20 protein-coding genes are annotated in these 22,067 nt (G+C 38.3%); 13 read left to right on the plus strand and 7 right to left on the minus strand.

The features are described from left to right. The first annotated feature begins 88 nt into the window (after positions 1-88). Both ABXH34_RS05130 and ABXH34_RS05135 read left to right on the plus strand, forming a co-directional pair. Complete coding sequence (locus tag ABXH34_RS05130) at positions 89-538, plus strand: DUF4365 domain-containing protein (protein ID WP_353570795.1); 450 nt, start codon at positions 89-91, stop codon at positions 536-538. After that, entirely contained in the window at positions 532-795 is a 264-nt protein-coding gene (locus tag ABXH34_RS05135) for a hypothetical protein (RefSeq protein WP_353570796.1), read from the plus strand. Before ABXH34_RS05130 ends, ABXH34_RS05135 begins: the two co-directional genes overlap by 7 nt. 348 nt (positions 796-1,143) lie before the next feature. On the opposite strand, the gene rplI is transcribed toward ABXH34_RS05135, so the two are convergent. The 3 genes from rplI to rpsF are packed head-to-tail and all read right to left on the minus strand — an operon-like array spanning position 1,144 to position 2,321. Further along, a complete protein-coding gene (rplI, locus tag ABXH34_RS05140) occupies positions 1,144-1,596 on the minus strand; it encodes a 50S ribosomal protein L9 (RefSeq protein WP_353570797.1) in 453 nt (150 codons plus the stop codon). A gap of 15 nt (positions 1,597-1,611) precedes the next feature. Further along, complete coding sequence (rpsR, locus tag ABXH34_RS05145; RefSeq protein ID WP_353313431.1) at positions 1,612-1,839, minus strand: 30S ribosomal protein S18; 228 nt, start codon at positions 1,837-1,839, stop codon at positions 1,612-1,614. Between the two features lie 20 nt (positions 1,840-1,859). After that, positions 1,860-2,321 carry a 30S ribosomal protein S6 gene (rpsF, locus tag ABXH34_RS05150; RefSeq protein WP_353570798.1) on the minus strand — a complete coding sequence of 154 codons (462 nt, stop codon included), beginning with the start codon at positions 2,319-2,321 and terminating at the stop codon, positions 1,860-1,862. A gap of 244 nt (positions 2,322-2,565) precedes the next feature. Between rpsF and ABXH34_RS05155 the strand changes: the two genes are divergently transcribed. From ABXH34_RS05155 to ABXH34_RS05190, 8 genes are all read left to right on the plus strand, one after another. Then, complete coding sequence (locus ABXH34_RS05155) at positions 2,566-3,192, plus strand: DUF4126 domain-containing protein (protein WP_353570799.1); 627 nt, start codon at positions 2,566-2,568, stop codon at positions 3,190-3,192. Between the two features lie 247 nt (positions 3,193-3,439). Beyond that, positions 3,440-3,922 carry an outer membrane lipid asymmetry maintenance protein MlaD gene (gene mlaD / locus ABXH34_RS05160; RefSeq protein ID WP_353570800.1) on the plus strand — a complete coding sequence of 161 codons (483 nt, stop codon included), beginning with the start codon at positions 3,440-3,442 and terminating at the stop codon, positions 3,920-3,922. Positions 3,923-3,967: 45 nt separating this feature from the next. Beyond that, complete coding sequence (locus ABXH34_RS05165) at positions 3,968-4,564, plus strand: MlaC/ttg2D family ABC transporter substrate-binding protein (protein WP_353570801.1); 597 nt, start codon at positions 3,968-3,970, stop codon at positions 4,562-4,564. A gap of 44 nt (positions 4,565-4,608) precedes the next feature. Continuing rightward, positions 4,609-5,214, plus strand: a complete 606-nt coding sequence (locus ABXH34_RS05170; protein ID WP_353570802.1) for an MlaC/ttg2D family ABC transporter substrate-binding protein — start codon at positions 4,609-4,611, stop codon at positions 5,212-5,214. 1 nt (position 5,215) lies between these two features. Continuing rightward, positions 5,216-5,491, plus strand: a complete 276-nt coding sequence (locus ABXH34_RS05175) for an STAS domain-containing protein (RefSeq protein ID WP_353570803.1) — start codon at positions 5,216-5,218, stop codon at positions 5,489-5,491. Between the two features lie 122 nt (positions 5,492-5,613). After that, a complete protein-coding gene (locus ABXH34_RS05180) occupies positions 5,614-6,528 on the plus strand; it encodes an ABC transporter ATP-binding protein (protein WP_353570804.1) in 915 nt (304 codons plus the stop codon). Next, complete coding sequence (locus tag ABXH34_RS05185; protein ID WP_353570805.1) at positions 6,525-7,286, plus strand: ABC transporter permease; 762 nt, start codon at positions 6,525-6,527, stop codon at positions 7,284-7,286. The genes ABXH34_RS05180 and ABXH34_RS05185 overlap by 4 nt, the downstream gene beginning before the upstream one ends. A gap of 333 nt (positions 7,287-7,619) precedes the next feature. Further along, entirely contained in the window at positions 7,620-8,087 is a 468-nt protein-coding gene (locus ABXH34_RS05190) for a hypothetical protein (protein ID WP_353570806.1), read from the plus strand. Positions 8,088-8,310: 223 nt separating this feature from the next. Here the strand turns inward: ABXH34_RS05190 and pal are convergent, their stop codons facing one another. Continuing rightward, entirely contained in the window at positions 8,311-8,838 is a 528-nt protein-coding gene (gene pal, locus ABXH34_RS05195) for a peptidoglycan-associated lipoprotein Pal (protein ID WP_353570807.1), read from the minus strand. 681 nt (positions 8,839-9,519) lie between these two features. On the opposite strand from pal, the gene ABXH34_RS05200 reads away from it, so the two are divergent. After that, positions 9,520-10,494, plus strand: a complete 975-nt coding sequence (locus ABXH34_RS05200) for a helix-turn-helix domain-containing protein (RefSeq protein ID WP_353570808.1) — start codon at positions 9,520-9,522, stop codon at positions 10,492-10,494. A 581-nt stretch (positions 10,495-11,075) separates the two neighbouring features. Continuing rightward, positions 11,076-16,889: an RCC1 domain-containing protein gene (locus ABXH34_RS05205; RefSeq protein ID WP_353570809.1), complete on the plus strand. Its 5,814-nt coding sequence runs from the start codon at positions 11,076-11,078 to the stop codon at positions 16,887-16,889. Positions 16,890-16,965: 76 nt separating this feature from the next. Here the strand turns inward: ABXH34_RS05205 and ABXH34_RS05210 are convergent, their stop codons facing one another. From ABXH34_RS05210 to ABXH34_RS05220, 3 genes are all read right to left on the minus strand, one after another. Next, positions 16,966-18,864 carry a propionyl-CoA synthetase gene (locus tag ABXH34_RS05210; RefSeq protein ID WP_353570810.1) on the minus strand — a complete coding sequence of 633 codons (1,899 nt, stop codon included), beginning with the start codon at positions 18,862-18,864 and terminating at the stop codon, positions 16,966-16,968. A 436-nt stretch (positions 18,865-19,300) separates the two neighbouring features. Further along, positions 19,301-19,900 (minus strand): DUF2726 domain-containing protein, encoded by a 600-nt coding sequence (locus ABXH34_RS05215; protein ID WP_353570811.1) that lies wholly within the window; start codon positions 19,898-19,900, stop codon positions 19,301-19,303. 2 nt (positions 19,901-19,902) lie between these two features. Further along, positions 19,903-21,027: a TRAP transporter substrate-binding protein gene (locus tag ABXH34_RS05220; RefSeq protein WP_353570812.1), complete on the minus strand. Its 1,125-nt coding sequence runs from the start codon at positions 21,025-21,027 to the stop codon at positions 19,903-19,905. A 227-nt stretch (positions 21,028-21,254) separates the two neighbouring features. Between ABXH34_RS05220 and ABXH34_RS05225 the strand changes: the two genes are divergently transcribed. After that, the gene (locus tag ABXH34_RS05225; RefSeq protein ID WP_353570813.1) at positions 21,255-22,058 is read left to right on the plus strand and encodes a hypothetical protein; all 804 of its coding nucleotides are present in this window, start codon (positions 21,255-21,257) and stop codon (positions 22,056-22,058) included. Positions 22,059-22,067 lie beyond the last annotated feature (9 nt).

Here is a 22,067-nt window from a genome sequence, read left to right on the forward strand (position 1 = left end):
CTAATTCTTTAATGACAACAGGGCTTGGTCGCCCTGTATCCCGGCTTTCAGCCGCCAAGCCTCTAACCCACCCGTCTTTAGCGGGTGGTTGTTTAGTCTCAAACAAGGGTTTACCTTTGAAAAAATAGACAATGACTATGGTTATGACTTGCAAATTTTTTTCTATGACGAACAAGGGTTTTGTGAGAATGGACAGGTCTTAGTCCAGCTTAAAGCCACTGACAATATTGAACGTTATTTACGTTCTGATGCCATTGCCTATCCCATACAAACAGCACATTTAAATTTATGGGCAAGTGAATTATATCCCGTGATTTTAGTGCTTTATGATGTACAGCATGAATCTGCATATTGGTTATACGTTCAAACTTATTTGCAACAATTATCAGAGTTGGATCACAAACGTTTGTATAGCCAAAAGTCACTAACTGTCTATTTTCCATTGACAAATCAGCTTGAAATTCCTACTCTAAACACATGGCAAATGTATAAAGATGAGATTATCGCAGCGGTGGCAATGGAGATAAGAACATGTTGAAAAGTATAAAATTGAGTCAGTTAGAAATCGTTTTGCACCAGCTTGGCTTTACTAAACAGGAAATTACTAGCCGTAATTGGGTCAGGTTTAGCAACGATGATAAACAAGCAGTCATCTTATTATCAGCTGAGCGTCTTGAAGTCAGACAGCCGCATATCAACATGATAGAAAAAACCTTAGAAGGCAAAGGCGTTATTAGGAAAGGCAAATTTCAAACATTATTCCAAAACCATTTACCGATGCAAAATGCAGTATAAAAACAAATGTTTATTCGGCGACTGATTGTCAATGATTAACTCATATTCCGCAAAATAAGTAATCCATTCTAAATTTTCTAAACAAGTGATTAAATCTATACATTGATTATTTGATTAGCTCTTTTAAAGCCACGAGTTTATCTGAATCAGTTGATGGGGATATAAGTCCTTGAATAAGAGGGAATAGGTGTTGTCAGAGCTTGCTAAGACATCAAAAGACTTGCGGTTGAAAGCGAAACCCGCCGTGGAAAAAATAAAAAGGCTGATCGCCCTAGATTGATAAAGATAAAACGATCTCAATCAAATTTCTAGGATTACCAGCCTTTACACCACAAAAGAATTTAAAAATTAATCTTCTTCTGCAATCACTTGTACTTTCAAGTTAGTATCTACATCCGCATGTAAGTGAATATCAATACTATAATCACCTGTGTGACGGATTGGCCCATGAGGCATTCTGACTTCATGTTTTGCCAACTCGATACCTGAATCGCTTACAGCTTGAGCAATATCAATTGCACTAACTGAACCGTAAAGCTTGCCTTCCATACCGACTTTACCCGTAATAATTACGGTTAACTCTTGCAACTTGCCAGCACGTGTTTGCGCTTTAGCGAAAGAATCTTGTTGTGCTTTTTCTAATTCAGCACGACGTGTTTCAAAGCTAGCTAAATTCTTTTCAGTTGCAGAAACGGCTTTTTTATGAGGGATTAAGTAGTTACGACCATAACCTGGTTTAACTTTAACTTTATCACCCAAATTGCCCAAGTGACGGATTTTTTCTAATAAAATAACTTCCACTTTACAACCTCGCTATTACTCGTGGGCATCAGAATAAGGTAATAAGGCTAAATAACGTGCTCTTTTGATAGCACGCGCCAATTGACGCTGATATTTCGCGCTAGTACCTGTAATACGACTTGGTACTATTTTACCTGTTTCAGTAACGTAGCTGCGTAAGGTATTGATATCTTTATAATCAATCTCTTCAACACCTTCGGCTGTAAAACGACAATATTTTTTACGACGGAAAAAGCGTGACATAAATATTCCTCTATTGATGCTTAAGCAGCTGGTTGTTCTTCGGCTTCAGCTTCTGTTTCGTCTTCAGCAGGTAAAATATCAGACTCTTCAAAGTCTTCAATATCATCTGTTTCGACTTCTTCATCATCTGAATCTTCTTCAGCCACAGGTGCAGCTTCTTTTTCATCTTTCTTCGCTAAAACTGAAGGTTCTGAATCTGCTTTTTTGCGGTTAATGACAAGATTACGAATAATCGCATCATTGAAGCGGAAAATACTGTTTAATTCATCAATAACTTCAACGTCACACTCTACGTTCATTAAGATGTAATGCGCTTTATGCACTTTATTGATAGGGTAAGCTAATTGACGGCGACCCCAATCTTCTAAACGGTGCACGCTACCGCCTTTAGCTTCAACAACTGAACGGTAACGCTCAATCATTGCAGGTACTTGTTCACTTTGATCTGGATGAACTAAAAATACAATCTCGTAATGTTTCATAAAGCTCCCTGTGGCTTAGTAGCTTGATGTGTTAACTCGTCGTAAAAACGTGTCGCGGTATTTTTCCCGCATCAAGCAAGGAGGGTAGGAAAAACAGAGCATTTTATCATTATTTGACTTTTTTACAAGCATTTTGCCGATTTTTTAGTCGATTGTTTAGTAATATTATCAATATGTTCCCGCTTTTTCGTATTATAATATCTCACCTTTGGTAGATTACGCCGACATTGTAGGAAACAAATTTATGGAAACCACTGAGATTTTAAACACCATTGCGCTGACATTAGGAACAGGCTGGGCAAGCGGACTGAATATTTATGCCACCATTTTGATGCTAGGCGTATTAGAAGTAACAGGCCAACTGACTTTGCCTGAAGGTTTGGCTATTATTTCCCACCCGTTAGTGATTGGGTCGGCTGCGCTTATGTATGGTGTTGAGTTTATTGCTGATAAAATTCCAGGGTTTGATAGTATTTGGGATTCTGTTCACACTTTTATCCGTATTCCATTAGGCGCGTTATTGGCTGCAGGTATGGTTGGCGATTTAGGGATAGCGGCTGAATTTGCAGGCCTCATTTTAGGCGGCGGATTGGCAACAGGTAGTCATGCCACTAAAGCAGGTGGGCGGATTTTACTGAATACCTCACCCGAACCCGTGACCAATTGGACTGCCTCGGTAACGGAAGATACCGCCGTATTTGGTGGGCTTTGGGCGGCCATTTATCATCCATGGGTTTTCATTGGAATGCTTGCCGTCTTTATTTTGTTGATGATTTGGTTATTACCTAAAATTTGGTATGGCATTAAGACCGTTTTTGCTGCAATAGGTCGTCTGTTTGGGGCTAAGTCTGCAAGTAATGAACAGTCGTAAACAAAACTGACTTCATGAAAAAAACATTCCCTTGTCCTTGGTATATTTATCTCAGGGCAGGGAATCGTTACCCCAAACTTATCTTAAAACAACAATATTCACCCTGTCTTAATCTCATCTATATCACCTATTTTTATACAATTATTTGTAAATATTAAAATTGTCGACTAGAAACTTTAATTAAATTTCGCCACTCATAAAACCGCTTGCTATAATGCTTGTAGGCCACAATTTATAGAGAATAACTATGCAGTCTAGAACAATTGAAATTTGGGTAGGCTTTTTTGTTGCATTAGGTTTAGCTGCCTTATTTATGTTGGCAATGCAAGTGAGCAATTTGGCAAACGTCCAAACCAATGACGGTTATCAAATCAGCGCAAAATTTGACAACATCGGCGGTCTAAAAGTTAAATCTCCTGTCAAAGTCGGTGGGGTTAAAGTAGGTCGAGTCTCAACCATTCAATATGATGATGAGATTTACCAAGCCATTGTCACCATGACCATAGACAGCCAGTATCAACGTTTACCAGCAGACACTTCAGCCAGTATTTTTACAGCAGGTTTGTTAGGTGCTCAATATATTGGTTTAGATGTGGGGGCAGATGAAGAATATTTAGCAAATGGAGATGAATTGTTTATTACTCAATCTGCTGTGATTTTAGAGCAGTTAATTGGACAGTTCTTATATAACACTGCAGCAAAAGGCAGTGACAACCAAACGACTGAGTAATATGCTAAGATAAACTCACTTAATTCCTAATTAGGAGACTTGATTATGAAACCAAATCTGTTCTTTAAACAAGCTATATTTTTGTTCTTAATGATGTTTGCTTTACAAGGTGCATGGGCTGCAAATGCGGATGCACAAAAGCTGATTAAAAACACCACTGATAAAGTATTGTCAGCGATTAAGAAAAGTCCTAAAAATGCTGCAAGTGTGGCAAAGAAACATGTTTCACCTCATTTTGATTTTTGGGCAATGTCACGTTTAGTCGTGGGTAAAAACTGGAAATCTGCGACTAAGGATCAGAAAAAACGTTTTGTACAAGCATTCCGTAATTTGTTAATTCGTACTTATGCTAACACGCTGACTGAGGCGGCAAAATCCAAAGTTAAAGTGGAATATTTACCGATTCGAGCGAAAGAAGGCTCGAAGAAGTTAAAAGTGCAAACACGGGTTAAATTCAAAGGCAAATCAATTAAATTAGATTACTCCATGCGCAACAAGAAAAACGGCTGGAAAGTATGGAATGTTACTGCGGGCGGTGTCAGTTTAGTGACTAACTATCGTGCTGAATTTCAAAAGATTCACAAAGAAAAAGGCATGGATGGTTTAATCAAAGCGGTTAGCCAGAAAAACAAAGGCAAATAATTCAATATTGCCTAAGACTTAATTCCTAGCTAGGAGACTTGATTGTGAAGTTAAACCTTTTTTTTAAGCAAGCTGCATTTTTATTCTTAATGATGTTTGCTTTGCAAGGAGCATGGGCTGCCAACGCAGATGCTCAAAAATTAATCCAAGATACAATTGACCAAGTATTAGCAGCGATTAAGGAAAATCCTGACAATGCAGCTGATGTGGCAAAGCAATATGTGTTACCCAATTTTGATTTTTTAGCCATGTCTCGCTTAGTGGTTGGTAAAAACTGGAAGTCTGCGACGGCTGGCCAGAAAAAAAGTTTTGTACAAGCATTCCGTGATTTGCTCATTCGCACTTATGCCAATACTTTAACTGAAGCGGCAGCATCAGAGGTAGGAAAGGTAGAAATAGAATACTTACCTATTCGTGATAAGGAAGGCGCGAAAAGAGTGACTGTGCAAACGAAAGTGAAATATCAAGGCAAGTCTATCAAGCTGGATTATGCATTGCGTAACAAGAAGGGTAACTGGAAAGTGTGGAATGTTACCGCAGGCGGTGTCAGTTTGGTAACTAACTATCGTGCCGAATTTCAAAAGATTCACAAAGAAAAAGGCATGGATGGTTTAATCGAAGCGGTTAACAAAAAAAACAAAGGTGAATAACGTGGCACAGTGGATTGTTCAAGACCAAAATACTTGGCAACTCAGTGGTGATTTGGATGTGACCAGTGTCACGAGCTTGTTGAAAATGTTTTCACAGCAAAATCCTAAGCCACAGACAGTTGATTTAAGCGCAATAACACGAACTGATAGTGCAGGTTTAGCCTTGTTGTTAGAGTTGAAGCGTTTAACAAAACAATCTACTTTAAGCTTGCAAAATATGCCGCAGCAAATGTCACAACTGGCGCAAGTCAATGGTGTTGCTGAGTTATTAGCTTAAGCTTTTCGGTATTTCTAGTTTTTTAAAAAGGGGTACAGCACAAGTTGTACTCCTTTTTTATTGAGTTTTTTTCAAATGATATGATATTGTGGATAATCAATTAAAAATCGAAACTGGTACTCATGGCCGCAATTAGCATTCAACAAGTCCATAAGCATTACAAACAACTACACGCACTAAAAGGTATTAACTTTGATATTCCTGAAGGCAGTTTTTTTGGGTTATTAGGACCTAATGGCGCAGGAAAATCGACGTTAATCAATATTATGGCGGGATTGGCTAAAGCAACTACGGGCTCAATCAGTATCAAAGGCCATGATGTACGTAAACAATGGCGACAAGCTCGGCAAGCGATGGGGGTTGTACCACAAGAATTAGTTTATGACCCATTTTTCACCATCAAAGAGCTGTTACGTTTACAGTCTGGCTATTTTGGATTGGGACGTGAAAATGAAGTATGGCTAGACGAGTTACTCGAAATTCTGAGCCTGACTGACAAAGCCAATACGAATATGTTTGAGCTCTCTGGCGGTATGAAACGACGGGTTCTGATCGGCCAAGCATTGGTACATAAACCCCCTGTCGTTGTATTGGACGAACCAACCGCTGGAGTTGATATTGAATTGCGTAAAATGTTGTGGGATTTCGCCACTCAATTGCATGACAAAGGTCATACTATTGTTTTGACCACACACTATTTAGAAGAAGCCGAATCATTATGTGATCGTATTGCAATTTTAAATGATGGCGAAGTGGTTGCACTGGATGATAAACAAGCCTTGTTAGCTCGCTACCCTTTCCGTTTGCTCTGTTTAAGCTTAGAAAATCATGCAGATATTCCAGCCCAATTACAAGACAAAGTACAAAGTTTTGAAGGTAATCAATTAGTATTACGCTTGCACCGAGATCATGACACCGTGAATGATGTACTGGAAAGTTTACGCAGCGCACAGATTAATTTTGTTGATTTACACACTCAAGAACCCGGCTTAGAAGAGGTCTTCATAAGCTTAACCCACAAGGAAGTGAATTCATGAACTTATATGGATTGTATACCTTGTTTAGCAAAGAAATGTGGCGATTTCTTAAAGTATCAACGCAGACTTTACTTGCACCTATTGTCACCGTTTTATTGTATTTACTGGTTTTTTCATCCGTATTGTCAGGTAATATCGAAATTTATGAAGGTGTGAGTTATGTTAGCTTTTTGATTCCCGGACTGATTATGATGAGTATTACCCAGAATGCGTTTGCAAATACCTCATCGAGTTTGATTCAGTCTAAAATGATGGGCAATATCGTTTTTATGTTGCTTGCTCCATTATCCAGTTTAGAATTTTTTATTGCCTTTGTGGGTGCTGCAATCATGCGTGGTTTATTTGTCGGCATTGGTGTATGGCTGGCTTCTATCTTTTTTGTGCAATTGCCTGTGCACGACTTTGGCATTATTTTAGGTTTTGCGATTTTGGGTAGTGCGATGTTGGGTACAACGGGCATTATCGTGGCTTTATGGGCTGATAAATGGGATCACATTGCAGGTTTTACGAATTTTGTCATTGTTCCTGCTTCGTTTTTAAGTGGGGTATTTTATTCGATTTATTCTTTGCCCAGTTTTTGGCAACAAGTATCTTATTTCAATCCATTTTTCTATATTATTGATGGATTTCGTTATGGGTTTTTAGGGGTATCTGATGCCAATATTATGACTAGCTTGATGGTGAGTTTGAGCTTTTTCATCATTGTCAGTGGTCTTTGTTTATGGTTGTTAGAAATTGGCTACAAAGTGCGTGAATAATATCGGTTGAATGGACAAAATATATTAATTATGAGGTTATGAATTATTAGAGAAACCTTTTATTTCATAACAAATATGGTGCTTTTCAATACAGTTGGTGAGTTACATCGTACATTAGAAGCTGCTAAAGCCATATTATTTGAGGGTTTAGAAGCCTTGTTTATTGCTAAAACCACAAAGCTTGACCCATTAAAATACAAGAAAATATAGCAGCTTAGCTTTTTGATGGATGAAAAGAGTCAAGCGAATATAGAAATATTTAAATATTAGCATATAATTATCATTGAACAAGAATTATTAACTTATGTTAAATATCTGCCAGAAGGATTGTTTATGTTGAGTAAGAAATTATCTCTTGGATTAGCGTTAGGTGTAATGTTGAGTTTTAGTCCATTGTCACAAGCAATTGAAGATAAAGATGCTACGCGTATTGGCGCATTAGTTGACACGATGCCACCCAGTGAATTTAACGCAAAGCTAAAATCATTTGTTGAAACAGCTTCAAAATCTGATACAACAGCATTGCATGATGTGGCAGCTAAAGTATTGCAACCAGAGCACAGCATTGAAGATCAGCAATTGTTGTTTAACATGTATGCTAATGCAACAAAATTTCAATCAGTGACTATGGCGACCATGGATGTGACTTCAGCATTAAGCAAAATGAATACAGTTGATGAAGCCAGCCGTGACTTTAAAATCAACTTTTTGTATTTACTAGAAATTGAACAGAAAGCCAAAACAGATGCAGTGGAAAGAACACGCAGAAAAGCTGCCGCCACTGCAAATACAGCGATGTAGATAAGATTCAGCTACACTTTGTTAGGGTTACCTATTTTGTATAAAGGGTAGCCCTAAATTAAAGCAATTCCACGATACAAATCAATGATCTTGTTAGCTTGGATTCTTGGTGTAAAAAGGAAGTTTGCGGGAATTTATAACATCTCATCCAGAATTGACTACAGTATTTAAACTAAACAACCTCCAGCTTGAAACTGATGATTGTCTAGTTTGGATGACTGACCTAAGGGTATACAATTTCGACACGGCGATTTCGTTGCCAAGAGGTTTCAGCATGACCATATTCTAATGGCATTTCCTCACCATAGCTTAAAGTATTAATCCGATAATTATCCACACCTAAAATATTCAAAGCTCGTTTTGCAGTTAAAGCTCGACGCTCTCCCAATGCTAAATTATATTCCCGCGAACCACGCTCATCAGCATGACCTTCCAAACGTACTGATATCTGAGGATTTAAAGCAAGATAAGCCGCATGTTGTTCAAGCACCAAACGATCGTTAAAGCGAATATCACTTTGATTAAAATAAAAATAAATGATACGTTCAGATGGAATCGGCTGTGATATAGACGTGCCACCAAAGTTAGGATTATCATTGATACCTTGGGTTTTTCCATCAGTTGGCAAGGTTGGAAGTGGTTGATAAAGCCCTGTATTATTACTATCTGACAGTTGCGATATTTGTTTTGGTTGATTACTACAGCCATGCGCAATAAACAAGGCCAAAATAAACAAAATGAGCTTTTTCATTATAAGTTCCTTTTTAGGATGCGTATGATGGATTTTTAATGGGCTTATCATCGTTTGTCAAGCTTTTAATCCAATTGCAATAAATAGCCCAGCTTTATAACTTTTAGCTTCTAAGTGCTGACCTTGATGAATCCGACACTAAAAATATAGATTTACTACCTTACATCCCATTCTAATCAAATGCCAATAAGATATTTTATCATTCAAAATTAGATTTGCTGTAGCTAATAAAATAAAGAAGTTATGCTTTTTTCTATCAACAACACTTCGGACAGTTTTTAAAAATCCCCATTGTCTAAAATTGTAACCATTTGAAAAAATATTTTGTATTTTGAATGTGAGCTTAAAGTATGTTAAAAAAATATCAGAACTATTATTTATCTCACGCATTATTATTGGAGTCGTTTCACAAACATCTCATATTTTACATATTTAGCCTGAGCAAGACGCAAAACTGAAACCCAGTATTGAATTCTTGGAAGATAGTCAACTCAGTTATTCAGTATAGTCAATTCTGGTTTATCTGTTAGGACTGGTAGTCCTTTTATACTTTAAATATCAATCAGTTTTAAAATTGAGGACTGCCAGTCCTGTATTACTTTAAAATAAAACGACTATACAAGATTATTCGCGTTTGGTAACAACCTCTTTAACGATTGAATTTGCCCAATAGGGGGAAATATGCAGTCTATTTTTAATGTGACTTACAAAAGTAATCAAGGCGAGACTTATTCCATTGATAACCCCAGTTATGTCAAAATACCCAAACCATTTGGAGTTTGTGAAGCGACCAATGCCCATCTCAGTCAACATTTATACATCGGTGTTAAAACCGCACATTTTGTTAAAGATATACGATTAGAATTACATACACCGTCAATGTTGGCAATTTATATACCGAACAGGCATCAGAAAATCAGTGCTAATTTTTCTACCCAAACTCATGAACATTCACATCATCATCGCAGTGATAGTATGAATATGTTGCTACTTCGAGAATTTTCAGATTATCTGATGCAGGCTGGTGATATTACCCAAGCAGAAATGATTATTAGTCGTGAGGCATTAGACACAGCGTTGCAAATGACTCAAATTAAAATTGATAAGAAATTGCAGGCCTTTTTATCTGGAGATCATTTTGTCTCTGAGATGCGTCATATTCCATTGACAGTGGAGGCCAAGCAGGCGATTCAACAAATTCAGCAGTTTCCGTATGAAGATGAAGGATTACAACGGCTATATATGGAGGCCAAAGCCCAAGAGTGGTTAGTGCATTTTCTGGCAGGATTAAACCAAGCCAAAGTAGATAAAGCATTGCATATTGCTTTCAGTCATGTAGATAAACAACGGATTTATGAAGCACGAGATCGACTATTAGCAAACTTAAAAATAACCCCATCACTTATAGAGCTTGCCCATTCAGTCGGCATCAATGAGAAGAAATTAACTGAAGGTTTTAAAATTTTTTTCGGCAAACCTGTATTTGCTTGGTTACGTGAACAACGCATGTTACAAGCATCTGAATTGTTGGCTGAGAAACGTTTAACAATTCAAGAAATTACTACTTATTGCGGTTATAAATATCAGTCTGACTTTACCAAAGCCTTTAAAAAGCATTTTGGGATTACGCCATTGGTGTTTAAGAAATCAGCCTAATTTGAGCAAAACCGTCTAGTCTATTTGGATGTTGCTATATTTCTAAATAGTAATATCCATGAAATTCTTGCAAACCTAAAAATAATTCCCGCTTGCCTAAAAAAACATTTCATTTTTTGAGTATATTAATAATCAGCCCTATTTTCACTTTATATGTCTAATATGATGCTATATCAAGTTATGGCTAGAATCAACGGAGTGTTTTAAGCTTATCTCTTGCATCTCATTCTTATTGCTATTTTGTTGCAAAAGAACTCTAAGCTATTTGGATTATAGTTTGCTTAAATATTTATTTTACTAATATCTAAAAATGAAATTGTTAGCCGAATAGATGGAAAATATGTCAGATAAACGGAAATTAGCTTAATTTATATACAATTCAATATAAAATCTAGTTAATAATTAAAAGCTTACCAAACAAATATTATTTATATTTCCAATATTATCATATTAGTGTTTAAAGCTTGAACGAGAACAATCTTTTACGATGTTACTAAACAATAAAATATATTAATAACAAAAAATTAGTTGTCCAAGACCATGCTAATATTGTTGTTAATCTTTAGTGGAAGGAATACATCATGAACATGCAAATGTTCCCAATATTACCGATATTTTTAATAAAATCTTATTTATTTACCTATAACACGCTTTTTATCAGCTTTTTATTATTGGCTTTCAATCACACTCAAGCAGCAACCTTTAGCAATATAACCAAGTTATGGAGTCATAGTTCTGGCTCTGAAATACATACTTGTGTTATCCAAAATTCAGGGGAAAGCTGTTGGGGCAATAATGATGATGGGCAATTAGCAGATAATACAACGACTGAATATCATACCCCCGTTCCTGTTGATAGCAATGACTCATTAATTGAAATTGCCTTAGGTGAAAATCATACCTGTGGTTTGGAACTAGATGGCGATGTTGATTGCTGGGGAGATGATAGCTTTGGACAGGTTGGTGTAAATGTGAGCAATGCCATTGCAATTGGTGCAGGCGCAAATCATTCATGTGCATTAATTGCAGACGGTACAATGAAATGTTGGGGTAGTAATTCAAATGGACAATTAGGGGATGGAACAACAACTGATTCAACCTCAGCCATCAGCGTTTCTGGTCTCAGTGATGTGACTGCTATTGGGATTGGAGGGCATCATACTTGCGCAGTTGTCAGTGGTGGTAATGTGAAATGTTGGGGGAAAAATACTAATGGACAATTAGGCGATACGACAACAACTGACAGCAGTTCAGCCATAACCGTAAGTGGTTTAAGTAACGTAGATAAATTGGCTTTGGGTCAGTCTCATTCCTGTGCTTTGCTCAATGATGATACGGTGAAATGCTGGGGATTAAATACTGATGGGCAATTGGGCGATGCAAGTAATACGCAAAGTAGCAGCCCTGTTACTGTCAGTGGATTAAGCAGTGCAATAAAAATAACCGCAGGGTATACCCATAGTTGTGCTTTGTTAGCAGATGGCACAATACAATGTTGGGGAAATAATACATATGGGCAATTAGGCGATGGTAGCAATATTGCAACTAATACTCCTATCTCAATCAGTAGTTTAAGTAGCATTACAGATATTGCGGCATCAGGCCATCATACTTGTGCATTGTTAGTGAATACCTCTGCAAAATGCTGGGGATACAACCATAAAGGCCAACTCTCAGATTACACAACCACAGATCGAAATACCCCAACAACCGTGATTGAAGTATGGCCAGGTATCGTAATTGAGTTTGAGGGAGATTCAGTTTATTCAGGCATTTATGGATATTCTTATCTTAACAGCCCTAATGATTTTGATGATGTGGAAGTCGATGCTTTTTTAGATAAAACTTTTACAATTACCAATGGTGGTGAAGTTGATTTATTGCTACAAGGCACACCTATTGTTGATTTAGAAGAATATGACAGCAGTGATGATTGCAGCCATTTTTCAATTCAAACCCAACCTAGTTTAACCACAATTCCAAATGATGGAACAAGCACAGACCTGATTATTCGCTATAGTCCTATCGATCAAGTAGTTGAATATTGTGTCGTTTATATTGAAACCAATGATCGTTATGAAACCCCTTATCGGTTTAGAATCCGAGGCGAAGGCGACAAGCAAAGCCAAATTATTACCTTTAATAACTTATCTGATAAAACCTATGGGAATGCTGATTTTGCTGTGAGTGCCAGTTCAGATTCCAGCTTAGACATTGAATACAATACCAGTGGCAATTGTTCCAACTCGGGCGCAACAATTACCTTGACGGGTGCGGGTAGTTGTACTGTTACGGCTTCACAATATGGTGATGATGATTATTATGCTGCAACTGATGTATCACGTAGTTTTTCTATAGTCAAAGCCAATCAAACTATTAGCGTTTTCGATCCGATTGACAGTGCATTAAGCGATTCAACCGCAAGCTTAAGCGCGACAACATCGTCAGGATTAACTGCCAGTTTTAGCAGTGATACACCCTCTGTATGCTCGGTCAGTGGCAGCACCGTAAATTATTTAACCTCTGGCACATGCACGCTTGTTGCCAGTCAATCAGGTGATAGCGATTACAATGCCGCGCCAAATGTATCCAGTGGTGTTGACGTAGGCAAAGCCAATACAACCGTAACAATCACACAAGTGGTTTACAGTCCTTCAGGTATCGGACAAGCCACTACTTTTTTCTTTGCGATTGGTTCTGATTTAGGCTCGAATATGACGGGCGAGGTGTTGATTGAAGACAGTACTGATAGCTTTCAATGTACGGTGACTTTGGCTGAAGAAGATAATGGTATTGGCTCATGTGAAATCACATTTACGGCAAAAGGCAATTATCAAATGTCGGCATCTTATCTTGGAGACAATAGTTATAATCCGGGATATAGCAATGAAATAATCCAACATCAAGTTGATAGAATTTTAATCAATTACACCACTTCCAATACTGTGTTACCTGAAGAGTCGGAAGAAAGTGATCTGTATTACATTCAATTGGCCACGTTTCCTGCTGCACCTGTGAATATCACGATTGAACCTGATGCACAGTTATCCGTGAATGGCCAAGGCGCAGGCGTGCCTTTAACCTTGCAAATTGCTGATACCCAAGCTGTAGCATTAAGCGTATTGCCGATTGACGACACTTTATTAGAAGGCAATCATCAAGGCATTATCACTCATAGCAGCAGTAGCCCCGACCCCAATTATGACGACGATGTGCGAGAAGTCATTTTTCCGATTTTGGATAATGATGCAGGCATAATTATTGAACAAACTGATTTTTCAACCCAAGTGATTGAAGGTAGTGATTCTGACCGTTATTTGATTAGCTTGAGTTTACAACCGACTTCAGATGTGACGATTGAGCCTGTAGTGGATGGTGCGCAAATCTCGGTTTATCCCAATTCTGCTACTTTTACACGCTTAAATTGGAGTAAGCCGCAATATTTTCGAGTTTCTGCCATTAATGATACATTGGAAGAAAGCACGCACAGCGCGGAAATCAGTCACACAATTACAACTTTAGATCAAACTTATCTTGATCCTGAATGGGTGGTTGATGATATTACAGGTCATACAGTTAATGTCAGTATTATTGATGATGATGGCAATGCCGCACCGTCTGCGCCCTCTGGATTAAGTGCCAATATTTCACCTGATAATCAAATTGTATTCGGATGGCTGGATAATAGTGACAATGAAACACAATTTATCTTGCAACAAACTATTGCTGAATTACCGCCCAATGTCTCTGGCTATGCGTTTGATACCACAGGTATTGAATGCGGTGTAACCCAACAATTTGTGTTATTTGCTAGCAATGCGTTAGGCGAGTCTGAGCAAACTGAGGTCAATTTAACTTTGCCTTGCCCAACGGTTTCAGCACCAACTCAGGTCACTGCCAATGTTTCAAATAGCAATACCGTACAACTGTTATGGACTGATAACAATGCAAATGAGGTTGGCTATCAAATTTCCCGTAATGGGCAACTTTTAACCAATACCGCACCTGATACACAGCAATATTCTGATACAGGTTTATTATGTGGTGCAGTCTATCAGTATGCCATACGCGCGATTGACAGCAGTTTGCAACTTTCTCCAGCAACCGATACACAAGTGATTTTAGCCTGTCCTGATGCGTCAACAGATGAGCAAGGTGATTCTAATAATGATTCAAATCAAACCACGGATGATACCGACGGAGATTCTGGAGAAAATAATACAGATTCAAATCAATCCAATGGAAATAACACACAAGAAACAGATACTTCTCCATTTGCAGGCACGCCAGCCGAATTATTACCACCGCCACCGAGTGTTGTTTTAAGCAATGGCGAATCAATTTCTCAAGCCGCCAATATCGCAGGCCAAACCGTGCAAGATTTAACCATTGGCCAAGGTGGCAGTGTGTCTAATGGTACGCTTGCTGGTAATACAAGCAGTGAAGGTCTAATCAGTAATATGACGATTGCAGAGGGTGCAACGTTATCAGGCGGTTCAATCAGCGGCACAAATATCAATCATGGCACAATCCGAGATGCAACCATCACCCTATATTCAGAAGTTACAGGCGGTCTATTTGAAGGCAATATTATTAATCGAGGCAGTTTAAACAATGTTAGTTTAGCTGAGGGTTGTACGGTTACGGGTGGAGAGCTGGGTGGCACAATTCAAAGTCAAGGCACGATTTTCGATGTTGATTTAAATCCTAGTGCTCGAGTGATTGGTGGAAAAATGGGTGGCGAAATTCATGGCACAGCCGATGCGCCAGCTTATTTAGGTGCAGTGGAGATTTTAGCGGGTGCAACACTCAGTCACGTTCGTATCAGTCCAACCACCATATTACCCGATGATGTAACTTTAGGTGAAGGGGTGATTTTTCCTAGCAGCTATAAACATCCCAACTTTGTTGATTTTGGTATAGATGAAACCCGTTTGAACAGTATCGATGCAGAAACATTTCAAGGCGTGGAATCCGCAGCATTGAGTTTATTCGAGCCAAATCATTTACAGCAATTGCCATTGGAAATATTCGCCGCATTTGAAGCCGAAGACATCAGTTATTTACAAGCTGCAGCGGTTTCCGCAATGACGTTTGAACAATTTGAGCAATTACCTTTAGAAGCTTTATCAGGTTTAACTGCTGACAATGTGGATGCACTAAACAGTGATGTATTATCAGCTATGAGTCTCGAACAATTAAATGCGATTCAACCCGATGCGATAAAACAAGCGAAACAGCCCGCGAAGATTTTCACTCAACTCAGTCGGGATAATATCAATCCTGCTCAATTAAAAGACTACTTGCCACAAGGTTGGCAGATCGATGAGGCAACAGGAAAAATCACCACGCCAACGGGTACAAAATTAACTTATAAAAACTTGGGTTTACAAAATATTCCTTCTCCAAAACAAGCTGGTTTTCCAGACATTGCAGATTTATCAACTAGTTTTAGTTTGGGTGGTTCAGGTGGGAATTCAGCCCAGCAAGATTTAAATATAGGCTTACAACAATCTCTCAGCCTTGGTGATGTGGATTTAAGTCAGTTTATTTTTACCCAAAATGAAAATGGGGTTTTGAATATTGTCGGTGAAGGCGATTATGCAGGTATTATCTTTGCGTTTTTACCGGGAGTTGATGGTATTGAACAAGCACCGCTCGATGTACCCGTAGGCTTATCCCAAGATGAAGGCGGTTTTTTCACCATGATTACGCCTGAACAACAACAATTTTTCCTCACTCCATCGAGTAATAATCCCGTGGGGTTGATTCAAGTAATTAGTGATGCACCCGTGGATACTGAGTCGGCAGGGTTCAAAGGCAATGCTTGTGATTTTGACCCAGTGGCGAAATTTAACGAAGCTGGTGATGTGCTGTTAACTATTTCTAAAGATAAAGCCCGCCGTCGTACGCGTGGATTTGAAACAGATGTGCACATGGTTGCGATGTTTGACGCATTTGTTGAGCCTGCACCGAGTGAATTTTGTGAGGGAGAAGACTGTGATTGGTTAGAAATGCCTGATAATTTACAGCAAGGTATGCACTTTCCTGATAATTTACGTGCATTGCAACAGGCTTATGTGGTTTATCCTGATGGCTCATCTCAACCAATATATCCAACAGCATTATATCCAAATAAATTGCAGACGCTACTTGAGCAAATTGAAGGGGTTGAAAAAGTTTTGTATCTGTCAGACGGTAGCTTTAAAATCAATTACTTTGAGCAAACTGTATTGCTTTATCCTACATTTGATACCGTAACAACACCTCTGTTAAACCCTAATGCAGAAGTGCAACCCAGTATTGAATTATTAAAAAATGGCCAACTCAGTTATTCAGTACAGGATTGTTCGCATTTGGTCACAACCTCTTTGACAATTGAATTCACCCAGTAAATAATAAGTTATTCTTCAATAATCAGATATTTAGGACTGACAATCCATTGAGGGCTGTCAGTCTTAATTACAACTATTATTGTTGATGTGGGAAGCCAATATGGCCTAACGCATCAGTAATTTCATCTAAGATGATAGGATCATCAATCGTTGCTGGCATGTTGAATTCGTTACCATCAGCAATTTTCTTCATCGTACCACGCAAAATTTTACCCGAACGGGTTTTAGGTAAGCGATGTACCACAGCCACTTGTTTAAATGCTGCTACAGGGCCGATTTTCTCACGTACTAATTTGATGAGTTCTTTCTGAATTTCAGCTTCTTCACGCTCAACACCTGATTTCAATACCACCATACCTAAAGGAATTTCACCTTTCAATGTATCTTGTGTACCGATAACCGCACATTCAGCGACATCAGGATGGCTGGCTAACACTTCTTCCATACCACCTGTTGATAAGCGATGACCCGCGACGTTAATGATGTCATCAACACGGCTCATAATCCAAATATAGCCATTATCATCAACGTAACCCGCATCACCTGTTAAATAATAACCTTTGAATGCACTTAAATAGGACTCTACATAGCGGTCATCATTATTCCACAAGGTTGGCAGACATGCTGGAGGCATAGGCAATTTAATTACGATATTACCGATGTTTTCTTTGCCTGTAACTGGCTCACCTGATTCATTCAAGCATTGGACGTTGAATCCTGGTACAGCACGAGTTGGAGAACCCGGTTTAATTTCTAATTGCTCAATACCTAAGCAGTTCGCTGCAATTGCCCAGCCTGTTTCAGTTTGCCACCAATGATCGATAACAGGCACATTTAATTTTTCTTGTGCCCAGAATAACGTATCAGGGTCACAACGTTCACCCGCAAAGAATAAGGCACGGAAACCATCTAAATTGTAATTTTTGATGTGTTCGCCATTAGGGTCTTCTTTCTTAATTGCACGGAAGGCCGTCGGAGCAGTAAATAAAGTGCTGATTTTATGGTCAGAAACCATACGCCAAAATGCACCAGGATCAGGTGTGCCAACAGGTTTGCCTTCGTATACAACCGTGGTGCAACCATAAAGTAATGGCGCATACACAATATAAGAGTGACCTACAACCCAACCCACATCAGATGCCGCCCAATACACTTCACCCGGCGTCATGTTATAAACGTGTTTCATTGACCAATACATTGCAACCGCATGGCCACCATTATCACGTACCACTCCTTTAGGAATACCAGTTGTACCTGAGGTATATAAAATATATAAAGGATCAGTGGCTAAAACAGGCACACAATCAGCAGGTTCAGCCGCATCAGAGGCTTCAACCCAGTCTAAATCACGACCTTCGATTAAGCTGGCTTTGGCTTGAGGACGTTGATAAACAATACAATGACTGGGTTTGTGGGTTGATAATTCAATCGCTTGATCGAGTAATGGTTTGTATTCAATCACTCGTTTGCCTTCGATACCGCAAGAAGCTGTCAGCATCATCACAGGCTTAGCATCATCGATACGAGTTGCTAATTCTTTGGCCGCAAAACCACCGAATACCACAGAGTGAATTGCACCGATACGCGCACAGGCTAACATTGCAATTACCGCTTCAGGAATCATCGGCATATAAACGATAACGCGATCACCTTTGGTCACACCATTGGCTTGTAACGCACCAGCGAATTTAGCAACCGTGTCGCGTAGTTCTTGATAAGTATATTTTCTAACGGAATCGGTAACGGGGCTGTCATAAATCAACGCAAGCTGGTCAGCTCGACCATTTTCTACATGACGGTCTAAGGCGTTGTGACAGGTATTCAATTCACCATCGGAAAACCAACGGTAAAACGGTGGGTTAGACTCATCTAAAATTGTGGTCGGCTGCTTATACCAATCGATATTTTTTGCAGCATCGCCCCAAAACTGAGTCGGATTATTAGTTGATAAATCGTATAGCTCTTGATAGCTCATACTCCCCTCCAATTGGTGTATGGACTGATGGATTCAATGAGTTTTAGGTCGCTGAATATCGACATCTAAACTCAAGGGTTTTTATTCTAAAAGTGAGTATAGGATATTTTGATAGATAAATAAATAGCTATAGTAACTATAAATATAAGTAATGGTTTTTTGTATTGATTTATAGATAAATTTATTGGCGGTATTTTAAGACAGATAAGGAGTCTAAACTTGATGGGCTTTGTGCTTCGCTCAGTATGCTTATGTTGCATAATAGAAAAACGAGCAAGTAAAATTCAGAATCTAAGCACTGAGACATTTTTGCTGATTCTGACAAACAAATATTCAGGATTATTCAACAACAGCCACATTATTTTATGATATACAATTAATTAGGGACTGTTCAGTCATCATACCAAAATTTTCAAGAAATGGTAACTCCGTAAGATTAAATATTAAATTTCTTATTTATCAGACTTTTCAAACTGGATAATTTATAGTTTTCTAACTTTGGTAATAACAAAAGCGGCAAGCCAACATCCTGCAAAATCGAACTGACAAAGTTTAATCTCAACTTTTCATTTAACCCTATCTTTTTGGATTTGAACATTATTAATCCTATCCACTGTTTTTGCTTAATATCAAAAATCGCAAAATCTATTTGATATTGTTGTAAACGATTAAATGCGGGTGCATCATCGGTTGTGACAAAACGCGCCAAATTCAATTCATAAAAAATCACATAACGACGTGGTAACAAGACTTGTAAAGCGACAAATAAAGGTAATTTATCTGATGTTGGCCAATTTAAATTAAGTTGATAATCTATATTGATAGACTCAATTTTCAAAAGCTGGCTGTGAGGATATTCAGTGGCAATGATGGCTGATTTTTGTTGGCCACCATATAATTCAACATCGGGCAATTCTGATTTGAAACGATTTTGATAACTAAAAAAAGCGACCAGACGAGATTTAAATGGCGTATTGAGTATCAGCAAAAAACTGACGATTAAACATAAAATGATACCCAATACGATCCACCACATAATTATTCCGATTTTAATAAATCATAATATGCGCCATCAGAAATATCAGTCCATGCTTGATGATCCGCTTGGAATGCCTTGAATGCCTCATATATTTTTTTGAATTTAGGGTCTTTTTCAGCTTCTTCCGTTAAAGTAATTTTGGTTAAACGTCTTAACTCATCTAATACCACTTCAGGTAATGGAATTACTTCAACATTAGGTTTTGCGGCTAAATCACGTAAAGATTTAATATTCAAACCTTCAAATTCTGAATACATCCATTGGTTTAAGGCTTGTGCTGCGATTTCAACCATTTTTTGTAAATCAGCAGGCAAAGAAGCCAAAGCCTCTTTATTTACAATGAGTTCTAACACTGTACCGGGTTCATGCCAACCGGGATAATAATAATATTGCGCAGCACGATATAAACCTAAACGCTCATCATGGAAAGGGCCTACCCATTCTGTCGCGTCAATTGTGCCACGCTCTAAAGCTGTGTAAATTTCGCTGCCTGCTAATAATACAGGTGTACCGCCCGCTTTAGCCAATACTTTACCGCCAAGCCCAGGGATACGCATTTTCAAACCTTTCAAATCATCAATTGATTCAATTTTCTTATTAAACCAACCTGCCATTTGCACTCCTGAATTACCCGCAGGATAAGGTACAAGATTGAATGGCTCATACATTTCACGCCATAACTCTAAACCGCCACCTTGATAAAACCATGAGTTCATGCCTTTCGCCGTCATGCCAAAAGGTACAGCAGTCATAAATTGAGCAGCAGGTACTTTACCCGCCCAATAATAGGCAGCACCATGTCCCATTTGCACTGTTCCCTGTGAAACAGCATCAAAAGTTTGTAATGGTGGCACTAACTCTCCACCTGCAAATACTTTAACTTTTAAGCGGCCGCCACTCATTGCATCCAAGTCTTGGGTGAACTTTTCTACACCTTGTTGAAAAACTGGGAAGCTAGGTGGCCAAGTGGTGACCATTTTCCAATTATAAACTTGTGCTGTATCTGCTGCTTTTGCTTCATCTGCATTAGTGATTGCAGTGGTATTTGATGCAGATTCTTGTTGACATGCACCGAGCAATAAACTGCTACCCAACAATGCAAATAAACTCCATCGTTTAAGCATGGTATCTCCTCCAATTTGGTTTGAAATAACGCCTATTATTTTTAGAGCTGGCCGCCCCAAAAGTCACTATTATTTTGAATAATTAGTTAGTGTAATATGCAAGAATAAGCATGGCATGAGGGCAAATCACAGTCAAGGTGTTTTCAGGCTATTATGAAGCGTATTGTTTTTAGAAACTGTAACAATCCAAATAGTTCATTTCGTCTATTTAAATAAAAGGGTTAAATATGTCGCCACAAGAAGCTAAAAACTTAGTGTTTCAGCATTGGCAATATTTAAATCAATTAGCACACAAGCGATTTCCTCAAGACAATCAATTAGCTGAACAAGCTATCGATTATGTGCTAGAGCAGTTGGAAAAAAATGATTGGCGGCGGGTTTGTCAATATGAAGGTAAGGGGTTTACGGCTTTTATTACCGTCACAACAAACCGTTTATTGATTGATTTTGGCAGAAAAGTAGGTGAGATTCCTTATATACCTTCGTGGATTCAACAGGCTGCACCCGCTTGGAAACAGGTTTTTTTGTTATTACATAAAGGTGAAGCTAAATCTGAAATTATTCATAGAATGACTGAAGCTATGGATATTGAAGTCCAAACAGTGACTAACATGATTATCAAAATCGAACAAAAACAGAAATTTAAAACTAAAACAACACAAATTGAATTGGAACAGCTTGAAAATATAAAATCAGAAGCCCCAGACCCAGAGCAAGATTTAAATCAGTCTGAATATAATGCTTGGTTTAATATTATTTTTCAGACTTTAAAACAAGAAAATACAAAAATAGAATCAAAAAAACTAAAATCACTTGCAGATAACTTACAAAATTATATTACCTTAACATCAGAAGAACGCCTATTTTTACTGATGATTTATCAAGATGAACTCTCCATTAGTGAGGCTGGACGTAGATTGGATTGGAATCAAAATCAAGCAGCAGGTAAACATAAACGCTTACTCGCTCGCTTACAAACAGGTTTTGAGAAATCTGGACTGATACAGGATATAAAGTTATTGCTACAATAATGGATAAAA

It is taken from the genome of Candidatus Albibeggiatoa sp. nov. BB20 (assembly GCA_016744725.1).
Classification (GTDB): domain Bacteria; phylum Pseudomonadota; class Gammaproteobacteria; order Beggiatoales; family Beggiatoaceae; genus Albibeggiatoa.

What these genes read in the sequence shown, in the direction of transcription:
- ABXH34_RS05135 (WP_353570796.1), top strand. Translation starts at nt 532, where the DNA reads ATGTTGAAAAGTATAAAATTGAGTCAGTTAGAAATCGTTTTGCACCAG.
- rpsR (WP_353313431.1), bottom strand. Translation starts at nt 1,839, where the DNA reads ATGTCACGCTTTTTCCGTCGTAAAAAATATTGTCGTTTTACAGCCGAA.
- rpsF (WP_353570798.1), bottom strand. Translation starts at nt 2,321, where the DNA reads ATGAAACATTACGAGATTGTATTTTTAGTTCATCCAGATCAAAGTGAA.
- ABXH34_RS05155 (WP_353570799.1), top strand. Translation starts at nt 2,566, where the DNA reads ATGGAAACCACTGAGATTTTAAACACCATTGCGCTGACATTAGGAACA.
- mlaD (WP_353570800.1), top strand. Translation starts at nt 3,440, where the DNA reads ATGCAGTCTAGAACAATTGAAATTTGGGTAGGCTTTTTTGTTGCATTA.
- ABXH34_RS05165 (WP_353570801.1), top strand. Translation starts at nt 3,968, where the DNA reads ATGAAACCAAATCTGTTCTTTAAACAAGCTATATTTTTGTTCTTAATG.
- ABXH34_RS05180 (WP_353570804.1), top strand. Translation starts at nt 5,614, where the DNA reads ATGGCCGCAATTAGCATTCAACAAGTCCATAAGCATTACAAACAACTA.
- ABXH34_RS05185 (WP_353570805.1), top strand. Translation starts at nt 6,525, where the DNA reads ATGAACTTATATGGATTGTATACCTTGTTTAGCAAAGAAATGTGGCGA.
- ABXH34_RS05190 (WP_353570806.1), top strand. Translation starts at nt 7,620, where the DNA reads ATGTTGAGTAAGAAATTATCTCTTGGATTAGCGTTAGGTGTAATGTTG.
- pal (WP_353570807.1), bottom strand. Translation starts at nt 8,838, where the DNA reads ATGAAAAAGCTCATTTTGTTTATTTTGGCCTTGTTTATTGCGCATGGC.
- ABXH34_RS05200 (WP_353570808.1), top strand. Translation starts at nt 9,520, where the DNA reads ATGCAGTCTATTTTTAATGTGACTTACAAAAGTAATCAAGGCGAGACT.
- ABXH34_RS05205 (WP_353570809.1), top strand. Translation starts at nt 11,076, where the DNA reads ATGAACATGCAAATGTTCCCAATATTACCGATATTTTTAATAAAATCT.
- ABXH34_RS05210 (WP_353570810.1), bottom strand. Translation starts at nt 18,864, where the DNA reads ATGAGCTATCAAGAGCTATACGATTTATCAACTAATAATCCGACTCAG.
- ABXH34_RS05215 (WP_353570811.1), bottom strand. Translation starts at nt 19,900, where the DNA reads ATGTGGTGGATCGTATTGGGTATCATTTTATGTTTAATCGTCAGTTTT.
- ABXH34_RS05220 (WP_353570812.1), bottom strand. Translation starts at nt 21,027, where the DNA reads ATGCTTAAACGATGGAGTTTATTTGCATTGTTGGGTAGCAGTTTATTG.
- ABXH34_RS05225 (WP_353570813.1), top strand. Translation starts at nt 21,255, where the DNA reads ATGTCGCCACAAGAAGCTAAAAACTTAGTGTTTCAGCATTGGCAATAT.